The following is a 16,395-nucleotide window of genomic DNA, read 5'->3' on the forward strand; positions in this document are numbered from 1 at the left end:
TCGGGATATCGCCAGCGATCCCGACTATGATCACGCTAGCGGCACGGTCGTAATTGTGGTTGAGGCCTCCGATGCTGAGATCGCGCGGCACAGAGTCGGTAGTGTTACCACTGCTGTCTAGCAGGTACGCCCACGATGAAGGCCGCCTTGTTCTGAGAGGCGGATTGAGCACTCATAAGCACGTGTTTAAGAGCGAGCTTAAGAGCGATTGATGGGTCAGATTTCGGTGCTGACGGGGCCGGAACGCCGGCGGCGTTGGAGCGAGGATGAGCGGTGCCGGATCGTTGCGGAGGCCTTTGCGCCGGGATCGTGTGTGGCGCAGGTTGCGCGGGATCACGATATTTCAACGGGGCTGATTTACACCTGGCGGCGTCGGCTTCGCCAGGACCTTGCTGACCAGGGCTTTGTGGAAGCGGCGATGGAAGCGGAGCCGATCAAGGAAGCGGCACCGTCCGGTGAAGTGATCGTGGTGGAATTGACGGGGAGCGGACGGATCAGGATTTGCGGGTCGGCGCCGCCCTTGCTGGTGTCGGCGGTGTTGAAGGCGCTGCGATGATTCCGATCCCCTCTGGCGTGCGGGTATGGCTGGCGACGGGCCATACCGATATGCGGCGCGGCTTTCCGAGCCTGGCTTTGCAGGTGCAGGAGGTCTTGAAGCATGACCCACTGGGGGGTCATTTGTTTTGCTTCAGGGGGCGCCGTTCAGATCTGATAAAAATCATCTGGCACGATTCTCAGGGAGCGTGCCTGTTTACAAAAAGACTCGAAAGAGGAAGATTCATCTGGCCTTCGGCTGCCGGTGAAGCCGTGACGATCTCTCCGGCGCAGCTTTCTTACCTGCTATCTGGGATCGACTGGCGGAATCCTCAAGAAACTTTGCGTCCAACGCGAGTTGGATAGCATTCTGCGATTGAACCTACCGGGAAATCTGATTCACTGGCTTCATGAGTTTGAAGCCGGATGACCTTCCTTCGGATCTCGCCAGCGCCCAGGCGGCGCTGTTGATCGAACGTGAGGCGTTGCGGGCTGAACGCGACGCGCGGCTGAGGGTCGAGGTCGAACGCGATGCGGCCGCGGCGAAGGTCAGCCGGATACAGGCCGAAGCCATCAATTGGCAAGCCGAAGCGGCCAACGCGCGGGCGAAGCTGTCGGACAATGAGGCGCTGATCGCGCATCTCGAGCTGCGGATCGAGAAGCTCAAACGCGAACTGTACGGGCCGCGTTCCGAGCGCACGGCGCGGCTGATCGAGCAGTTGGAATTGGAACTTGAAGAACTCGTCACCACGGCGAGCGAGGATGAGCTCGCCGCGCAGGCCGCGGCGGCAAAGGCGCAGAGCGTACGCGCCTTCACGCGCAAGCGGCCGGTGCGCAAGCCATGGCCGGATGACATCGAACGCGAGCGCGTCGTCATTGAGGCTCCAACGAGCTGCGCCTGCTGCGGTGGATCGCGGCTGGCGAAGATCGGTGAGGATGTGACCAAGACGCTGGAGGAGATCCCGCGCTGCTTCAAGGTCATCGAGACGGTACGCGAGAAGTTCACCTGCCGCGATTGCGAGAAGATCAGCCAGCCGCCGGCGCCGTTCCATGCCACGCCGCGCGGCTTCATCGGCCCGCAATTGCTGGCGACGATCCTGTTCGACAAGTTCGGTATGCATATCCCGCTCAATCGCCAGAGTGCGCGCTTTAAGTGCGAGGGGATCGACTTGCCGTTGTCGACCCTGGCCGATCAGGTCGGTCACGGGACCTTCGCCGTGATGCCGCTCTTCCACCTGATCGAGCGCCATGTACTCGCGGCCGAGCGCCTGCATGGCGACGACACCACCATCCGCATCCTGGCCAAGAGCAAGTGCACAACCGGGCGGATCTGGACTTATGTGCGCGATGACCGGCCCTTCGCCGGGCCTGCGCCGCCGGCGGCGGTCTATTACGCCTCGAGCGACCGGCGAGGTGAGCACCCGCAGAAGCATCTGGCCGCCTTCGCCGGCATCCTGCAAGCGGATTGCTACAGCGGCTTCGAGCCGTTGTTCGATCCGCAAAAGAAAGCGATGCCGATCACACCGGCGTTTTGCCTGGCCCATGCGCGGCGGGGCTTCTTCGAGCTGGCCGACATCGAGAAAAACGCCCGGGAAGGCCAGAAGGGCAAACCCATCTCCCCGATCGCACTGGAGGCGGTCAGACGCCTCGATGCGTTGTTCGAGATCGAACGCGCCATCAATGGCCGCAGCGCCGACGAGCGGCGTGCCGTGCGCCAGGAGAGGAGCAAACCACTTCTCGACGACATGCACGCCTGGTTGCTCCGCGAGCGCGAAACCCTCTCGCGCTCCTCCGAGGTCCTGAAGCCTATGAACTACATGCTCAGGCGCTGGGACGACTTCGCCCGCTTCCTCGACGATGGCAGGATCTGCTTGACCAACAATTGTGCTGAGCGCGCATTGAGGGGCATCGCATTGGGAAGGCGCAACTGGACCTTCGCCGGCAGCCAGCGCGGTGCCGACCGTGCCGCCATCATGCTGACGATGATCACGACCTGTCGCCTCAACGACGTCGATCCCAAGGCCTGGCTCGCCGACGTCCTCGCCCGTATCGCCGATCTTCCCGCGTCGCGTCTGCACGAACTGCTGCCCTGGGAATGGAAGCTCCTGCGCCAAGCCGACAAGCCCGCCGATCAGCAGGCCGCCTGACCTTCACGCAACGCCATCATAGAGCTCGCCGTGCCCGCGCGCATGTCTCAATCAGGCGGTCTTCGTCGTATGCGTACTCTAGCAGGAGGGCGTCGAGCTTTGTTGCTGCGGTGAGGGATGCCAAACCACCTTAGTTGCGTTCAAGGGTCTAGGTCTTGCGCGAACAGCTTTCCTTCAATGCGAATGCGCTCGACAATCACACCTCTGCGCACGCAGATGAAAATTATGACCGCAAGGTCACGGGGCTCTACGTCCTTTGAATTTTTGGGACGGGCAATCTCAGGGGAATCCGATCGAAGCTTGGCATAGGTCGATTGCACAACCTTCTTTGTTTGTGGTCCGAGCGAGTTGTAGAGATTGTTGACCTCCTGTCCGCTCAGCTTCATGTCCAGCCTGTGCGCGAGGCCGTTGCGCAAGCTGCCTATAGTTCTCAGCGCTGATGCGAATTCTTGATCCAGACCTAAGATCAGAGCGAGCCGAACTGTGCCGGCAAAATCTGTCTCTGAGAATTTGAGGTGCTCAGGCTTGGGCGCCGCGGCCAGAACGAACTGTTGCAGCTAGTGCTCAATGTGAATGTGCGCACGAACAACCATCCCGAGGTCATCATCGCCTTGGAGAGCTAAAAAGAAGGTCTGATCCCTAACCTTAAGACCAGTGATCAAGCTGTGAGCAAGCGTCGGCATCTTGACCTTCTACTAAATCCGAAGACATTGGACTGAACGGCCGTCAGCTGCGTTTTTGCTGTTGGTCCGCTCCGAGCCCCATTGCTCGCAGACCCAAATCGCTAGGTCTTTCTGACTAAGGTGCCGCACGCGATCGTACAAAGGATGATCCTTCATCCATTCTAAAAGCGTCTCGCGAGAGGTGTCCTTGTAGACAGAGTAGAAAAAATCCGCCAAATCCGCTGCACTTTTCACCTGCTGGGTGACGTGCTGAACTACTCCGAAGAACGTCTCGGGGCTTCGGCGGTACACTGCCACTTCGTGGTCTGTCATTGGCCCCTCCACAGAGAAGTTCACTCCATTCAACGCGAAGATGCCATGCATTCGACCTTGATCGGGCATCGCACAGGCGCTTTGCACGGTGGCAACCACCTCGATGTTATTGGGTCCCGGCACAAGATATTCGTTGCCAATGAGCCATCTCGGATACTTCCGCTTGCCGTAAACGAATTCTGGAGCTTGGCCATCGAAAGTTGACGGTGGCCCGCTGTGAGCGTTTATGGACTGAATCAAAGCTTGCATCTCCGGGTGAGCTTCTCGTGCGAGCACATGATCGCGAAAGGTGATAGTGCCTCGTGGTTGAAATGTAGGGACTTTGAATCCGAGGGCGCTAATCATGGGCGCACCTTCAAGTGCGGTAAGGTTATAGTGGAATGGCTGGTTGGTTAGAAACAAATAGGCCGAAGGAGCGGGCGCGCCCTTGATCTTGAGCGAACGTTCGGCCTGTTCCACTTCTGAGAGGACCTCAGAAAGAAGCGGGTCGTCTTGATCGACTATAACGTCAGGAATGTTCAAATCGACGAAAACGACACGCGACCACGGCAAGTCCTTCTTCAGGGCTTGAGACAGTTTATTCTTTAACTTGATCTGATCTTTCAAAGTTTCGTTTGGCCGTAAAGTGGCCGATCTGGTTTTGACTTCGACCGAGAACCGACGACCCGTCAGGGGATACGTCGCGACAAACTCCGCGTGATGTCCGGCTTGAAGATCGTCCTCATACTCGATGATGAATCCGGCGTTCAGGAAGGCCGCAGCGGCATTGGTCTCTGCCACAGTTGCTAAAAAGCCATCAGCTCTGTGCAATCGCCCGACGAAGCGATCAAACAGCGGCTTGTCGTACTGCTCATAATGATGCTCGATCAGGTATATGTTGTAAGCCAACGAAAGGACGCTTCGAAAGCCGTTGTTGATTTTCCTAGAAGTCACCACTCCCGGCGGCGGATGGTCATGAGCGCCGCGCATCGCGGAGGCCCATTGTCCAATCAAGTGGCCGTCCGCTCCCTTGCGCATTTCCTCTGCGATCCACGATCGGCCCATGCGCTCAGCTAGGTAGTCAAGCAGGAAGTCGGTAAATGTTGACCATCGGCCGATCATGCGCGCCCGGCCGATAATAAGCGCAATGCCGTCCTTGACCTTGTAAAATTGTATCGGCTTGCCGAGCCCCTGTTGAGCTGACGATCGCGGATATCTGCCTCGCGCCGACGACGCAGGATTTCGTTTCGGTCGTCCGCTCCGTGTCGACCGTGACAATGCTTGAATTTCTTACCTGAGCCGCATGTGCACGGCGCGTTTTCTCTTCGTCAATGCCCTACTTGAACGCTTTCTTCACGGTCATTGAAAGTCATCGTTTGCTCGCCAATTGGTAGCGAAGCTGTTGGCCAGCTTCGGCCACCGATAGGGGTCGGATTTTTGTTGCACCAGTCGCGCAACCAAACATTCATCGCGGCGAGGTCGACCCTAGCGCCGAACGACGACCACCGAGGGAGAGGCGAGCCATACAGCTGCAGCGGCCGATTCTTGCGCGCCGACCGATCGATTTGCGAGGTTGCGACGCTGTTCTTCTGCTGCGATGTCTGACTGAGTTTGCGTCGCCTCTTGATTAGCTTCGGCAACCGTCATTTTCCCGGCCTGCACTCGTTCAGCAATGACGGCTCGGGTCGCCTAATACTTGTCGAAAAAGGTCGGGATAGGTTGTGAAAGGCCTGATCGCCAGCGCGGCCGTGGCGTTGCACTTATTTTTCTCGACCATGTTTTTGGTGCCCTCAGGAAACTGCACCTTGCAGCTCTCAAAGCCCTGCTGCATGGCCGCGGCGGCGGCAGCCTGCTGCTGCTCGCGCTCTTGGCGCGCGGCAAGGCCGCAGCCGGCCAATAGAAGGCAGATCCCCACAACGATCAGGTGACGCATTTCCCCCTCCATTACCCTTGGCGCTTTGATAGGCACAACCGTCGGGGGAGGGCAATCGGCATTTCTACTAATATCGCGCTCAAGCCGTCACGGACAACCGTAATGCACTATGAAGATCATCCGATGCTCGAAGACCCGGCGTGCAGGGCCGTCCGGTCTCCGGTGATCTGCTCGACATAGTCGTCGATCGCGTCAATCAGCGGGCGCACGTAGCCGCCGGCCTGTGCTTAATGAGGTAACTGCGAAGGCGGTCGAGCTCCACTAGGTCCGCCTGCACCGCCTCTGACCGAGCTGCATCTCGGCGCTGCCGCTCGCGCTCCTCGTGCCAAGCTTTCGCGGCCGCTCTGTTCTCTGCCTTAGTCATGGCGAGAGGATAGGAGCGAGTCGGGCGGCGGGCCAGCCACTGGGGCTTGCGGGTACGGACCGAAGTTGTCCGGCAGATCGCGCCATGGCGCTCCAGATCGCAAGACCCAGAAGATGCCATTGAGAACACGACGATCATTCACCCGCGGGACGCCGCGCGGCTTGTTCGGTAGCATCGGCTTGATTGCAGCCCACTCTTCACCGGTGAGTTCGTAGCGCATGATTCGTCCCCCTCGATAGGGGCTTGAAGCATGGGAAGACGGTCCGGCTCAAGATGGCCGCCAGGGACGGCCGGTCGCTATGCAACCAAAAGCGGACCTATTATGCTCACCTCGAGTTTTGTCGTTGATGACCCAGGCCGTGTGAAAATCGCGCAACTTGGGGCGCCGCGGCGCATTTCGCGGCCGTCGTGCTTCTAATTCGGTGGAATCGACCTCCGGTCATCTCCCTGGCAACCAGGAGCTCCGTGTAGGCGCTGATTTGGTCGCGCAGCGGCCGGCCTCACGCCTGCATCGCCTCCAGCAATCCACCTACGCCCACGATCATCATCACGCGCTTCATGTTGTAGGCGAGCACGTTGAGCGCCATCTCGGTGGCCACCTTTGGTAGCTTTTTCGTGAGAAAGTGCGTTGCTCCCATCCAACACTTCATCGTGCCGAACGGATGCTCCGCTGTCTGACGGCGGACACCCATTGCATTGGGGTTGTGATCGAGCCGATCCTGAACTTTCTCCAGAACGGCCTCGTGCTCCCAGCGTGAGATGCGGCGCTCGGGGGCTGTCGTGCACTGAGCTTTGAGCGCGCAGGTTTTGCAGGTGCTCATCCAATAGCGGCGCAGTGTCTTTCCGTCCTCTACGTTCGTATAGTGATAGGTTAGCCGCTCGCCGGCGGGACAGCGATAAACATCGTCGGCGGCGACATAGACGAAGTCCTGTTTGCCGAAGCGGCCAGCAGCTTTGGCGCCCGAAGTCATCGGCTTCGGCAACGTCACCGTGATGTCGGCTTCCTCGCAGGCCCTGATCTCCTCTCCATCGTAATAGCCGCGGTCTGCCACGACTTCTAGTGTCTCGACAGCCATCTCGTCGCGAGCCTGCCTAGCCATGTTGGCGAGTTGGTGGCGATCGGTGCCCACGTTGGTCACCTCGTGAGCCACGATGAGATGATGCTGCGTATCAACTGCGATCTGCACGTTATAGCCAACGATCCCGGTGTCCTTGCCACTCGTCGCCATCGAGCGCGCGTCAGGATCGGTCAGCGAGATCTGCTTGTCCTCGCTCTTCATCATCTCCGCATTGATCGCGTTGAGCCGGACGATCTCCTCCTTGAGCTTCTCGATCTTGCCCTTCAACCTCGCAACTTTCGTCTCTGGCACTGCATCGCCATGCCGATCGGCGGTCTCGAGCTGCGAGAGATACCGGGCGATGCTCTCGTCGATCCGCTCCAGCCGTCGCTTCATCTTCGCCTCGGTGAAGTTCTTGTCCCGCGCATTGACGGCCTTGAACTTCGACCCATCGATGGCGACGCTCGCTGCAACAAGCAGGTCAAGCTTGCGGCACAGCGCGACGAACTCGCGGCAGACCTCACGAATGGCCTTGCCATTATCCTTGCGGAAATCCGCGATGGTCTTGAAGTCCGGCGCCAACTGCCCGGTTAGCCAGATCATCTCGATATTGCGCTGGCATTCCCGTTCCAGGCGTCGGCTCGACGGCACGCGATTGAGGTAGCCATAGATGTAGAGCTTGAGCATCATGCCGGGATGGTAGCCGGGTCGCCCCGTCTCGAGTGGCTGGACGCCAACGAACCCGAGCTTATCGAGATCGAGACCGTCGACGAACACGTCGACCGCACGCACCGGGTTATCCTCGGTTACATAGTCGTCGAGCAATGCCGGAAACAGCGTGCTCTGCCCGCGATCCAACCTTCAACAAAGCGCTTCATCAGATGCCCCGCAAAGTCGCCGGGAATCTTATCGCGCGAATCATGGCAAATGGAGCATTTTCACACGGCCTGGGCCCTTAGCGGACATCCTGTGTGAGTGGCGTCGCCATGCTGGTGTTCTCGCTATCTGCACTAATTTCTTGTGCATCTGTTGGATAGCGCGTCAAACCTGCCTGCAGCCCAATCCCGCCCGCGACAGCTCGTCATCGCGGTTGTCACGAGCCGCTTACCCATTCGATGCCAGACCATTAGGTCAATGCACATCAAAAGGGAGGACGCACACGTCGCCAACGGGCCGCACCGGCGGGAGTGCATTGGGCAGATTAAGCTGAATGATGCTTGCACTCACCGGCTTTGGTGCGCGGCGGCGCACAACGAACACCACGCCCGAAATGGTTGCCCGCCTCCATACCACTCGACAGGCAAGCGTCTTGTGAAGCCCGCTGAACAACAGATCAAACTCGCTGGCGAATATATAATAGGGCGCGGAAAGGCAAGCGCCAAAGGCATTGATGTCGCGCACCACACACGGATGCACCCCCATAATTCCATCGAAGGAAAGCAAGGCCGGCACATTAACGATCTCGCGCGGCAGAGCGCGACGTTCCATTGACCTTTCAATCATGGCGAGAACTCCGCACAAGCTTCTTTGCTTCAGTTGCCGGTCCCGCCGAACCTCGTCAAACAAGATAGTTCGCGCACTCCGCCAGACAAGCAGTTCTGCTGTCTAATTAGAGTTGACTCTAATTCTTCCATTAAAGCGAAGAACGGACGGTTCAAAAAATTCGCGCGATACACGAAAACGCGCAGATCGAGGCTGCCCAGGCGGATGAATTGAGAAGCACTTTTGGCAGCTGTTGGCCCTTAGCATTACAGTTGCTTTGTTTGCGGGCTTCTGAATCCATGGGCAACCATGATTCGAATGTCGTGGACGCGGGCCGCGTCGGTTGAGGAGACGCTTGCGTTGTGGGCGGCGTCGCTTCGAGAGATCAAGCAACGGATACGTCCGTTGTTCACGCAAGAGCGTGTGGCGACGAATGCAGGCTTGTTCCTGGAAGGTCTGCTCGGAGATGAGCAGCGCAAGACCGGCTGGATGCGCGCGGAGGCGGCTGGCGATCCTGGCCCATGGCGTCAGCAGGCAATTCTGGGTCGTGGAGATTGGGACGCTGATGCCCTGCGCGATATCGTCCGCGACTATGTCATCGAGCATTTGGCGGATGACGATGCGGTGCTGGTGATCGACGAGACCGGCTTTCTCAAGCAGGGTAAGGCCTCATGCGGAGTGGCACGGCAATACACTGGTTCGGCAGGGAAGATTACGAACTGCCAGATCGGCGTCTTCGCTACCTACGTTTCGCGTCATGGTCATGCGTTCATCGATCGCGCGTTGTATCTTCCGAAGGAATGGACTGACGATCCAGATCGTCTGGAAGCCGCATATGTGCCTGCCGATGTCGGCTTTGCGACCAAACCAAAGCTTGCGACGAGAATGATCGCACGTGCGATAGCCGCGTCTGTACCATTCAAGTGGGTTGCCGGTGACACGGTCTACGGTGTTGGCGATATCGAACAGCAGCTACGGCGGGCAGGCAAAGGCTATGTGCTCGGGGTCAGCAGCTCTCATGTCTTCCGATCCTGGGGCAAGCGACAGCCGGTCGCCGGCAAGGCCGAAGACATCGCCCGGACGCGGCGCCCGTCCGACTGGAAGCGCTTGTCGGCGGGAGCCGGAACCAAAGGACCGAGGCTGCATGACTGGTGTTATCTCGAACTGGCCGATCTCGAGGTCGAGCAGTTCAACAGCGCAAATGATGGTTTATGGACGCGCGGTCTGCTGATCCGTCGCCATATCGCCGATGGCGATCTCGCCTTCTTCACCACCTGGTGCCCAGCGGGAACATCAATTGAAACGCTGGTCGCGGTCGAAGGCCATCGATGGGCGATCGAGGACAGCTTTGAAACCGCGAAAAACGAGTTCGGGCTCGATCACAACGAGAGCAGGTCCTGGCATGGCTGGCATCGCCACGTGTCCCTGGTGATGCTCGCCTTCGCCATGATGGCGGCGATCCGCCATCGCGCCAATCCGCCACCGCCCAAAAAAACCAAACGCCGCCCCCCGGCAAAAGCCAAAGCACACCCACGCCGCCGCTGATCCGTTGGTCAATCCAGGAAATCCGCCGCATCGCCATCAGGCTTGCTCGAAAGCGGATCCAACCCGCGCATGTCATCGCATGGTCATTCTGGCGCAGAGCTCACCAGGCTGCCGCTCAGCGCGCGCATCTCAAAGCAAAACGGCAACTGTAATGTTAGTGTCTGTCCGGGAACATCTTGAATCATCGGAATCATTTATGATTCAAGGGTGGCGGTCCGATTCGAAGGGGCGCCCATGTGGACGAAGGAGAACCGCGGTCGTTACGACCGAAGCCGGCTACGCTATCCAAGCGATTTGACTGATGAGGAATGGGCGTTGGTGGAGCCGCTGATTGCGCCAGCCAAGCGAGGCGGCAACAAGCGCACGGTCGATGTGCGCGAGGTGATCAATGGCCTGATGTATGTGCTGAGCACCGGTTGCCAATGGCGAGCGATCCCGAAGGACCTGCCGCCACGCAGCACGGTGCACGACTATTTTGACTTGTGGGCTTGGAACGGCACGCTCGATCGCATCCATCACGCGCTCTATGTACAATGTCGAGAATTGGCCAACCGAGAACCCAGCCCGAGCGCCGCCATCATCGACAGTCAAAGCGTCAAGAGCGCGGAAAAAGGGGGGCGTGGATCGACCCGCATGGCTACGATGCGGGCAAGAAGATCAAGGGCAAGAAGCGCCACATCCTAGCATCCTAGTCGATACTCAAGGCTTGCTGCTCCACGCCCTCGTGCATTCGGCGGACATCCAGGATCGTGACGGTGGGGTGCTGGTGATGGCCACGCTGTTTGGCCTGCATCCATTCCTGCTGAAGCTCTATGCTGACGGCGGCTATCAGGGGCCGATCTTTCAGTCCGCCGTTCGCAAAATCCTCCGGCAAATCGACGTCGAGATCGTCAAGCGCTCCGATACAGCAAAGAGTTTTGCGATCTTGCCCAAGCGATGGATCGTCGAACGCACCATCGCCTGGCTCAACCGCTGCCGCCGTTTGGCCAAGGATTGGGAGTGCCTCAACCGAAAGGCATTGGCGTTCTTGCGCCTCGCCTCAATCCGCCTCATGCTGCGAAAGCTCTGCCAAAAAACAGCATGATCCCGGACAGACTCTTAGCATCAGTTGCGCGCATCGCACTGACATGTCCGGAGTCGGGGAGAGACCGGAAGCCTTCGACTCAGGGCGGACCGACGCGAATGACCCTGGCTGCGTGAAAACGAGCTGTCTGCTATGATTCGCTTGGCGATTTGCCGGGGGGCAATTCATGAAGCGCTTCGTTGAGGGTGCCGATCGCGGACAATCGACGCTGTTGCCGGAATGCCTCGATGAGTGGGTCGAGGAGAGCAATTCCGTTCGTGTGGTGGATTCCTTTGTCGACGGGCTCGATCTCGCCGATCTCGGCTTCGAAGGCGTCGAGCCTGCAGCGACAGGCCGGCCTGCCTACCACCCCTCGGTTGTACGGCTATCTCAACCGGGTGCAGTCGAGCCGCCGGCTTGAGCGCGAGGCCGGCCGGAACCTGGAAGTCATATGGCTACTCGGACGGCTCGTTCCCGATGACAAGGTGATTGCCGATTTCCGCAAGGACAATGGCCCAGCGATCCGCAGGGTGTGCGCGAGCTTCGTCAATCTCTGTCGCCATATGGGTCTGCTGGCGAGGGCGAGCGTTGCGATCGACGGCAGCAAGTTCAAAGCGGTCAATAATCGAGATCGCAATTTTACACGAGGGAAGATCGATCGCCAGCGTGCGCAGCTCGAGGAGAGTGTGGCGCGATATCTCTCCCAGCTCGATACGGCGGATCGGCAGGAACCGTCCGACGTGCTCGTGCTCAAGACGACGCGGCTCAAGGAGAAGCTCGACAAGCTGAAAGAGGAAATGGGCAAGCTCGCAGCCTACGAGAAGCAAATGTTGGCCTCGCCCGACAGCCAAATCTCGCTCACTGATCCCGACAGCCGCTCGATGGCAACGAGTGGGCGTGGCTCGGGCGTCGTCGGCTACAATGTGCAGGTCGCGGTCGACACTGTGAACCATCTGATCGTAACGCACGAAGTGACGAATACCGGCTCGGATCGCTCACAACTGGCGAACGTGGCGCGGGAAGCCAAGGCCGTTCTGCAAGCCGATAAACTCGAGGCCGTCGCCGACCGCGGCTACTTCAGTGGCGAGGACATCCTGGCCTGCGAGCAGGCAGGCATCTGCGTGACGTTGCCCAAACCGATGACATCGGGCGCGAAGTCGGAAGGCCGCTTCGGCAAGCAGGACTTCGTCTATATGCCGGAGGAGGATGTCTATCGCTGCCCCGCCGGCGAGAAGCTCAAATTCTACTATGCCAACGAGGAACACGGGCAGAAGATGCGCCGCTACTGGACGAACGCCTGCAAGACCTGCGCAATCAAGGATCAGTGCACCACAGGCAAAGAACGCCGCATCACGCGATGGGAGCATGAGCACGTTCTCGAAACCGTGCAGCAGCGGCTGGATCAGGACCCCCAGGCCATGCGCCGCCGGCGCGAGACGGTTGAGCATCCCTTCGGCACGCTCAAGATGCGGATGGGCGCGACGCACTTCCTGATGAAGACGCTGCCGAAGGTCGCGAGCGAGATGGCGCTCAGCGTGCTCGCCTACAATCTGACGCGCGTCATGAATATCATCGGTACAAGGGCGTTGCTGGCAGCGATCAAAGCGTGAGCGTGGAGACCCAATTGCGCGCCGATCTCGCGCCAGACCCTGCCCAGCATTCCTCACGATGACTCAGAGACGGTCCCGGATCGTCCAACCCGAAAAAATTGCTCAGATCGGCCGTGTCGGACTACATTAACCGGATCGTGGACGGTCGCGGGCTGCGTCAGCGCGTTATCACGCAACCAAGACCCAAAACGGAAGTCGGCTGGCCAGGTTTTCTCAAGCGCGCGCCCGCCACAGCGTAACCGCAAGCAGTATATAGGCAGCACAAGTCCACAGCGACTGCCAATTGTCCGGCCCTTCGCTAAGCGCCGCATAGATGGCTGCCACCAAGAATACGCCGGCAAATATCGCTTCCGCCATGGGGCGGATTCCTTTCTTGGGGCGATTGAGCTGCGTCATAGCCGCAAAAGGGACCGCCGCCATAGTGAGGGCCGCAAAAGGAAAATCCTTTTCGCGCGGGTCAAACATAAAGCCCAGCGCGGTCTCCGTGCCGATCACGATGGTTACGATCAAGATCAATCCGTGCATGATCGCCAGCCCCGATGGGGTCCGGTAGTCCTTCGGACCCAGCAATTCCAGAAATGTGGGCGGTGCGCGCCCGGACATCAGGGCGTTGGCGCCGAACAGCGGCGAGGCAGTTGCCGCCACCAGAAGTGCGCCCCACAGAAGCCAGCTGCCCGCGTCGTAGCTTTCATAGAACATCTTTTGAGCGGCCACCCCAAACAGGACTCCGGCGGTGGTTGCCGATATTCCGACCGCAAACCATGAGACGAGCCGGGGCTGCGAGGGCTTCCGGCGCGAGGTCAGCCATGCAGCGCCGAACACCAGGATCGCCAGCGCCATTCCGCTGCTCATTTGCAGTTTCCAGAGCGGATAATTGCTGACGGGGATGCCGGGCGGATATTTCAGCGTGCGCTGCGCGGAATCGAATAAGCCCCACGATCCGCCGACAGTGCCCTCGAACTCATGCTTCCACAATTCATCATACGCCTCGAACAGGTTGACGCGGAAATTCTCGCGCCGGGCAACATCGAGGACCTCCGAGATCACCCGCGCCTGATTGGTGCGCGACGGTAGCGCCGAATCGCGCATCCGCCCTTCGCTCGGCCAACCAGTTTCTCCAATCAGGATTTCCTTGCCCGGAAACGCCGACGCCACCTGCTTTCGGACGGCGTCGACGTGAGCAGCGGCAGATTTCGCCGGGACCGGGACGTTTTCCCAATATGGCAGGATATGAACGGTGACGAAATCGACGGCGTCATCGAGTTCCCGATAGCGCAGCCAGTACTCCCAGACGTCGGAATAGGTGACGGGGACCGGCACTTGTGCCTTGACCGAGCGGATCAAGGCAGCAAGGTCGGAAGGCGTCATCTTCCGATGCAACAGAACCTCATTGCCGACCACGAGTGCGGTGATGGTTTCCGGATAATGCTGGGCGAGGCGTATGCCCGTGGATATCTGTGCCGCGTTCTTCTGTCGGTCCCTATCGAGCCAAATTCCCTGAATGACTTTCAGCCCCGCCTTGGATGCAAGTTCGGGGATCTGATCGAGACCAAGATCAGTCGCATAGGTACGGATACAGTCGGTTATTTTGGCAAGCTGGGCGAGATCTTCCGCGATCTGGTCCCGCGGCACTGGTGTCGGCGACTCTGACGTTTGGTTGTTGCGGAAGGGCGCGTAGGATATGCATTGCAGTTTGGCATTCGGATCGATCGGTGCGCGCGCCAAGTTGATCGGCATGGCCAGCCACCACCACACCGCGGCGATCGCACCTAGGGATATGATGAGAAGCGCCAGAGGCGTACGAAGCGAAATAGTTCGACCCTCCAACGTAGAGATCGTCGGTCAACCGGCATGCTGTCGTGACCCGACAACAACAGAAATCATCGTCCACCGGTACCTACTTGACCTGTGAAAGCTGCTGCCAGATCGTCCGTGCCGCAAGAGGCGAGTCAACATCCAACGAAGGCCTTAAGGCTACCGCAGGGCAGGTAGAAATAATCTTCGCCATCTCCCGAGATGGCCTTCGGGGACCGGCAGCAGAGTGGCCTTTCTCTGACGGTCGCCGTGCCGGCTAACGAACGTCGCCTGTTGGCCCACAAGCGAAGTCAGGCTCCGTCCGCTTCCCCGCCGCTGTCGGGAGCATAGCAGACATCAAGTGCAGCGTTGGGGCTCGTGAGCGAGGCCGGCAAATGGGCTGCACTCCATCATCCGGACGGTTCGCTGCGGCTAGAACACGCGCGTGCCGCATGGGCGAAGCGAACTTCGGAAGAGGAGATCATCCTGCTGGGCATCCGTCAGCAGCAATCCTGAAACAGGCGCCTCATCCGCAAGGGTGGGGCTCTTTTCTTGCTCTATTTGCCGACTGGCGTTAACGCTGCTTCTGGGGCTGCGTTAGGGAAATACGGTGAGCAAGGCTCGCGAGTTTATCGACTTCTGGACCGAAAACAGCATCCACGCTGTCGAGCAGTATCGGACTGCCGGCGCGTCGCAGGATGTGGCGGAGCTCAGCCGGCGTCTTGTCGAGGCCGCCAAGGGGCAGGGTATTTCGGAGTCCGACTTGCAGGCCGAGATCGGCGAAATCTCCGCCTATATTGGAGACCGGCTCAAGGCAGCGAACAGGGCTGAGAGCGAGCGGCGGCAGTCGACCTAGGCGCGATAGCCTCACCTATCCAACTTGATCGCCGGGCGCGAGGTTAAGCTCCTCGAAAAGGCGCTGCTGCTTGGGCGTCAGTGCGACATCCAACACTTCCGCAGTCCACCCTTCAGGAACGGCGGCGAGGACTAGTGTCAGCGCTTGGCTGGGCTTGGCTACTGCAATCCAAATCTGCGTTTCACCGTCCTCGCCCGTCACCTCAACGACAGTAAAGGACTTGCCGAAGGACTCTCCCATGACAGCCAATCCGGCAGCAAACGAAGCCAGTCCAAGAGGATGAAGTAGCCGTCTCAGTTCGGCGGCTTTAAACCCGGCGAGGTCAACCATTCGCTCAGGTGCGAGCCGGTTTCGGCCTGTCTGGCTTTGCGGAGGAGGTCCTCTCGTTGAGGACCGTGGGGGAGGACTTTGGCTTGTTCGCGGAGGCGTTTCGCTTCTTCGGAAAGTCGTTCTTCCAGTGACACGGTTTGTTTGAAACGGCGACGCTGCTGCATGATACGACCTCGGGTCCTGACCGCGGTGTTTGAATTCTCGATTCTTAATTATGCCGACCCCGGCACACCGGTTCCTAAATTCAGTTCGGGCCACTTGCTGGCTGTTTTATTTTCTGGCTACATACTGGCTATAAATTCTGAAGCCAGCTATTTGATGATGTAGCTAAGTCTATGATTTTGCTTGGTGAGCGCGCTGGGGCTCGAACCCAGGACCCCGTGATTAAAAGTCATTTGCTTCCCACGCGCCCCAGTTATCCCACAGGAGCCTCGTATTCGGAGGCGCGAGAACGCCACCGTTTTTACAGCAGAAATGGCCGATTTTGTTGGGCATCTCTATGAGATCACTACGCTCATAACGGCTCGCCTGTTCTGCCTTGGTGATGTGAGCCAACGGCCTCCACTCGGTGATCGCCGTCGGTGGGCCCGTGTTGTTGGGAAATGCCCCAACTTCGTTGCTGCCGTCTATCATCGCGGCAGGTCCAGCGTTTTGAGCCGCTTGCGCCCGGCGTAGAAAACCTCATTCGAGACCATGCCGGATTTG

General features: G+C 59.1%; 13 protein-coding genes, 1 tRNA gene and 4 pseudogenes. 7 read left to right on the forward strand and 11 right to left on the reverse strand.

From position 1 onward, the window contains the following. The first annotated feature begins 211 nt into the window (after positions 1-211). The 3 genes from IVB18_RS06005 to IVB18_RS06015 are packed head-to-tail and all read left to right on the forward strand — an operon-like array spanning position 212 to position 2,681. Positions 212-556 (forward strand): transposase, encoded by a 345-nt coding sequence (locus IVB18_RS06005; protein ID WP_188106852.1) that lies wholly within the window; start codon positions 212-214, stop codon positions 554-556. After that, the gene (gene tnpB, locus IVB18_RS06010; RefSeq protein ID WP_082758020.1) at positions 553-900 is read left to right on the forward strand and encodes an IS66 family insertion sequence element accessory protein TnpB; all 348 of its coding nucleotides are present in this window, start codon (positions 553-555) and stop codon (positions 898-900) included. The genes IVB18_RS06005 and tnpB overlap by 4 nt, the downstream gene beginning before the upstream one ends. 44 nt (positions 901-944) lie before the next feature. After that, positions 945-2,681 carry an IS66 family transposase gene (locus IVB18_RS06015; RefSeq protein WP_247983306.1) on the forward strand — a complete coding sequence of 579 codons (1,737 nt, stop codon included), beginning with the start codon at positions 945-947 and terminating at the stop codon, positions 2,679-2,681. Positions 2,682-2,821: 140 nt separating this feature from the next. On the opposite strand, the gene IVB18_RS06020 is transcribed toward IVB18_RS06015, so the two are convergent. The 6 genes and pseudogenes from IVB18_RS06020 to IVB18_RS06045 form a co-directional block, all read right to left on the reverse strand. Next, positions 2,822-3,097 (reverse strand): hypothetical protein, encoded by a 276-nt coding sequence (locus IVB18_RS06020; protein WP_247988317.1) that lies wholly within the window; start codon positions 3,095-3,097, stop codon positions 2,822-2,824. Positions 3,098-3,376: 279 nt separating this feature from the next. After that, a complete protein-coding gene (locus tag IVB18_RS06025) occupies positions 3,377-4,777 on the reverse strand; it encodes a hypothetical protein (protein WP_247988318.1) in 1,401 nt (466 codons plus the stop codon). 544 nt (positions 4,778-5,321) lie between these two features. Beyond that, positions 5,322-5,588 carry a hypothetical protein gene (locus IVB18_RS06030; protein WP_247988319.1) on the reverse strand — a complete coding sequence of 89 codons (267 nt, stop codon included), beginning with the start codon at positions 5,586-5,588 and terminating at the stop codon, positions 5,322-5,324. Between the two features lie 419 nt (positions 5,589-6,007). Continuing rightward, a pseudogene (locus tag IVB18_RS06035) lies at positions 6,008-6,172 on the reverse strand (transposase); the annotation flags it as partial. A gap of 280 nt (positions 6,173-6,452) precedes the next feature. Further along, positions 6,453-7,888, reverse strand: a pseudogene (locus IVB18_RS06040) (IS1182 family transposase). Between the two features lie 253 nt (positions 7,889-8,141). Beyond that, on the reverse strand, positions 8,142-8,513 hold the full coding sequence (locus IVB18_RS06045; RefSeq protein ID WP_247988320.1) for a PilZ domain-containing protein: 372 nt from the start codon (positions 8,511-8,513) through the stop codon (positions 8,142-8,144). Positions 8,514-8,801: 288 nt separating this feature from the next. Between IVB18_RS06045 and IVB18_RS06050 the strand changes: the two genes are divergently transcribed. From IVB18_RS06050 to IVB18_RS06060, 3 genes and pseudogenes are all read left to right on the forward strand, one after another. After that, positions 8,802-10,037, forward strand: coding sequence for an IS701 family transposase (locus IVB18_RS06050; protein ID WP_247983558.1), 1,236 nt, complete (start codon positions 8,802-8,804; stop codon positions 10,035-10,037). A gap of 234 nt (positions 10,038-10,271) precedes the next feature. Continuing rightward, positions 10,272-11,121, forward strand: a pseudogene (locus IVB18_RS06055) (IS5 family transposase). A gap of 166 nt (positions 11,122-11,287) precedes the next feature. After that, a pseudogene (locus IVB18_RS06060) lies at positions 11,288-12,710 on the forward strand (IS1182 family transposase). Between the two features lie 213 nt (positions 12,711-12,923). Here IVB18_RS06060 and IVB18_RS06065 read toward each other — a convergent pair. Continuing rightward, a complete protein-coding gene (locus IVB18_RS06065; RefSeq protein ID WP_247991567.1) occupies positions 12,924-14,447 on the reverse strand; it encodes a glycosyl hydrolase family 17 protein in 1,524 nt (507 codons plus the stop codon). 667 nt (positions 14,448-15,114) lie between these two features. Here IVB18_RS06065 and IVB18_RS06070 point away from each other — a divergent pair. Continuing rightward, positions 15,115-15,360: a hypothetical protein gene (locus IVB18_RS06070; RefSeq protein ID WP_247988321.1), complete on the forward strand. Its 246-nt coding sequence runs from the start codon at positions 15,115-15,117 to the stop codon at positions 15,358-15,360. A gap of 15 nt (positions 15,361-15,375) precedes the next feature. Here IVB18_RS06070 and IVB18_RS06075 read toward each other — a convergent pair whose 3' ends face one another. The 4 genes from IVB18_RS06075 to IVB18_RS06090 form a co-directional block, all read right to left on the reverse strand. Beyond that, the gene (locus IVB18_RS06075) at positions 15,376-15,690 is read right to left on the reverse strand and encodes a hypothetical protein (RefSeq protein ID WP_247988322.1); all 315 of its coding nucleotides are present in this window, start codon (positions 15,688-15,690) and stop codon (positions 15,376-15,378) included. After that, a complete protein-coding gene (locus tag IVB18_RS06080) occupies positions 15,654-15,854 on the reverse strand; it encodes a hypothetical protein (protein WP_247988323.1) in 201 nt (66 codons plus the stop codon). The genes IVB18_RS06075 and IVB18_RS06080 overlap by 37 nt, the downstream gene beginning before the upstream one ends. Before the next feature lie 182 nt (positions 15,855-16,036). Continuing rightward, positions 16,037-16,102, reverse strand: a tRNA-OTHER gene (locus IVB18_RS06085). Then, complete coding sequence (locus IVB18_RS06090; RefSeq protein ID WP_247988324.1) at positions 16,075-16,323, reverse strand: hypothetical protein; 249 nt, start codon at positions 16,321-16,323, stop codon at positions 16,075-16,077. The genes IVB18_RS06085 and IVB18_RS06090 overlap by 28 nt, the downstream gene beginning before the upstream one ends. Positions 16,324-16,395 lie beyond the last annotated feature (72 nt).

Source organism: Bradyrhizobium sp. 186 (assembly GCF_023101685.1).
Taxonomy (GTDB): domain Bacteria; phylum Pseudomonadota; class Alphaproteobacteria; order Rhizobiales; family Xanthobacteraceae; genus Bradyrhizobium.

What these genes read in the sequence shown, in the direction of transcription:
- IVB18_RS06075 (WP_247988322.1), bottom strand. Translation starts at nt 15,690, where the DNA reads ATGGTTGACCTCGCCGGGTTTAAAGCCGCCGAACTGAGACGGCTACTT.
- IVB18_RS06030 (WP_247988319.1), bottom strand. Translation starts at nt 5,588, where the DNA reads ATGCGTCACCTGATCGTTGTGGGGATCTGCCTTCTATTGGCCGGCTGC.
- IVB18_RS06005 (WP_188106852.1), top strand. Translation starts at nt 212, where the DNA reads ATGGGTCAGATTTCGGTGCTGACGGGGCCGGAACGCCGGCGGCGTTGG.
- IVB18_RS06045 (WP_247988320.1), bottom strand. Translation starts at nt 8,513, where the DNA reads ATGATTGAAAGGTCAATGGAACGTCGCGCTCTGCCGCGCGAGATCGTT.
- IVB18_RS06025 (WP_247988318.1), bottom strand. Translation starts at nt 4,777, where the DNA reads ATGATCGGCCGATGGTCAACATTTACCGACTTCCTGCTTGACTACCTA.
- IVB18_RS06080 (WP_247988323.1), bottom strand. Translation starts at nt 15,854, where the DNA reads ATGCAGCAGCGTCGCCGTTTCAAACAAACCGTGTCACTGGAAGAACGA.
- tnpB (WP_082758020.1), top strand. Translation starts at nt 553, where the DNA reads ATGATTCCGATCCCCTCTGGCGTGCGGGTATGGCTGGCGACGGGCCAT.
- IVB18_RS06090 (WP_247988324.1), bottom strand. Translation starts at nt 16,323, where the DNA reads ATGATAGACGGCAGCAACGAAGTTGGGGCATTTCCCAACAACACGGGC.
- IVB18_RS06050 (WP_247983558.1), top strand. Translation starts at nt 8,802, where the DNA reads ATGATTCGAATGTCGTGGACGCGGGCCGCGTCGGTTGAGGAGACGCTT.
- IVB18_RS06065 (WP_247991567.1), bottom strand. Translation starts at nt 14,447, where the DNA reads ATGCCGATCAACTTGGCGCGCGCACCGATCGATCCGAATGCCAAACTG.
- IVB18_RS06015 (WP_247983306.1), top strand. Translation starts at nt 945, where the DNA reads ATGAGTTTGAAGCCGGATGACCTTCCTTCGGATCTCGCCAGCGCCCAG.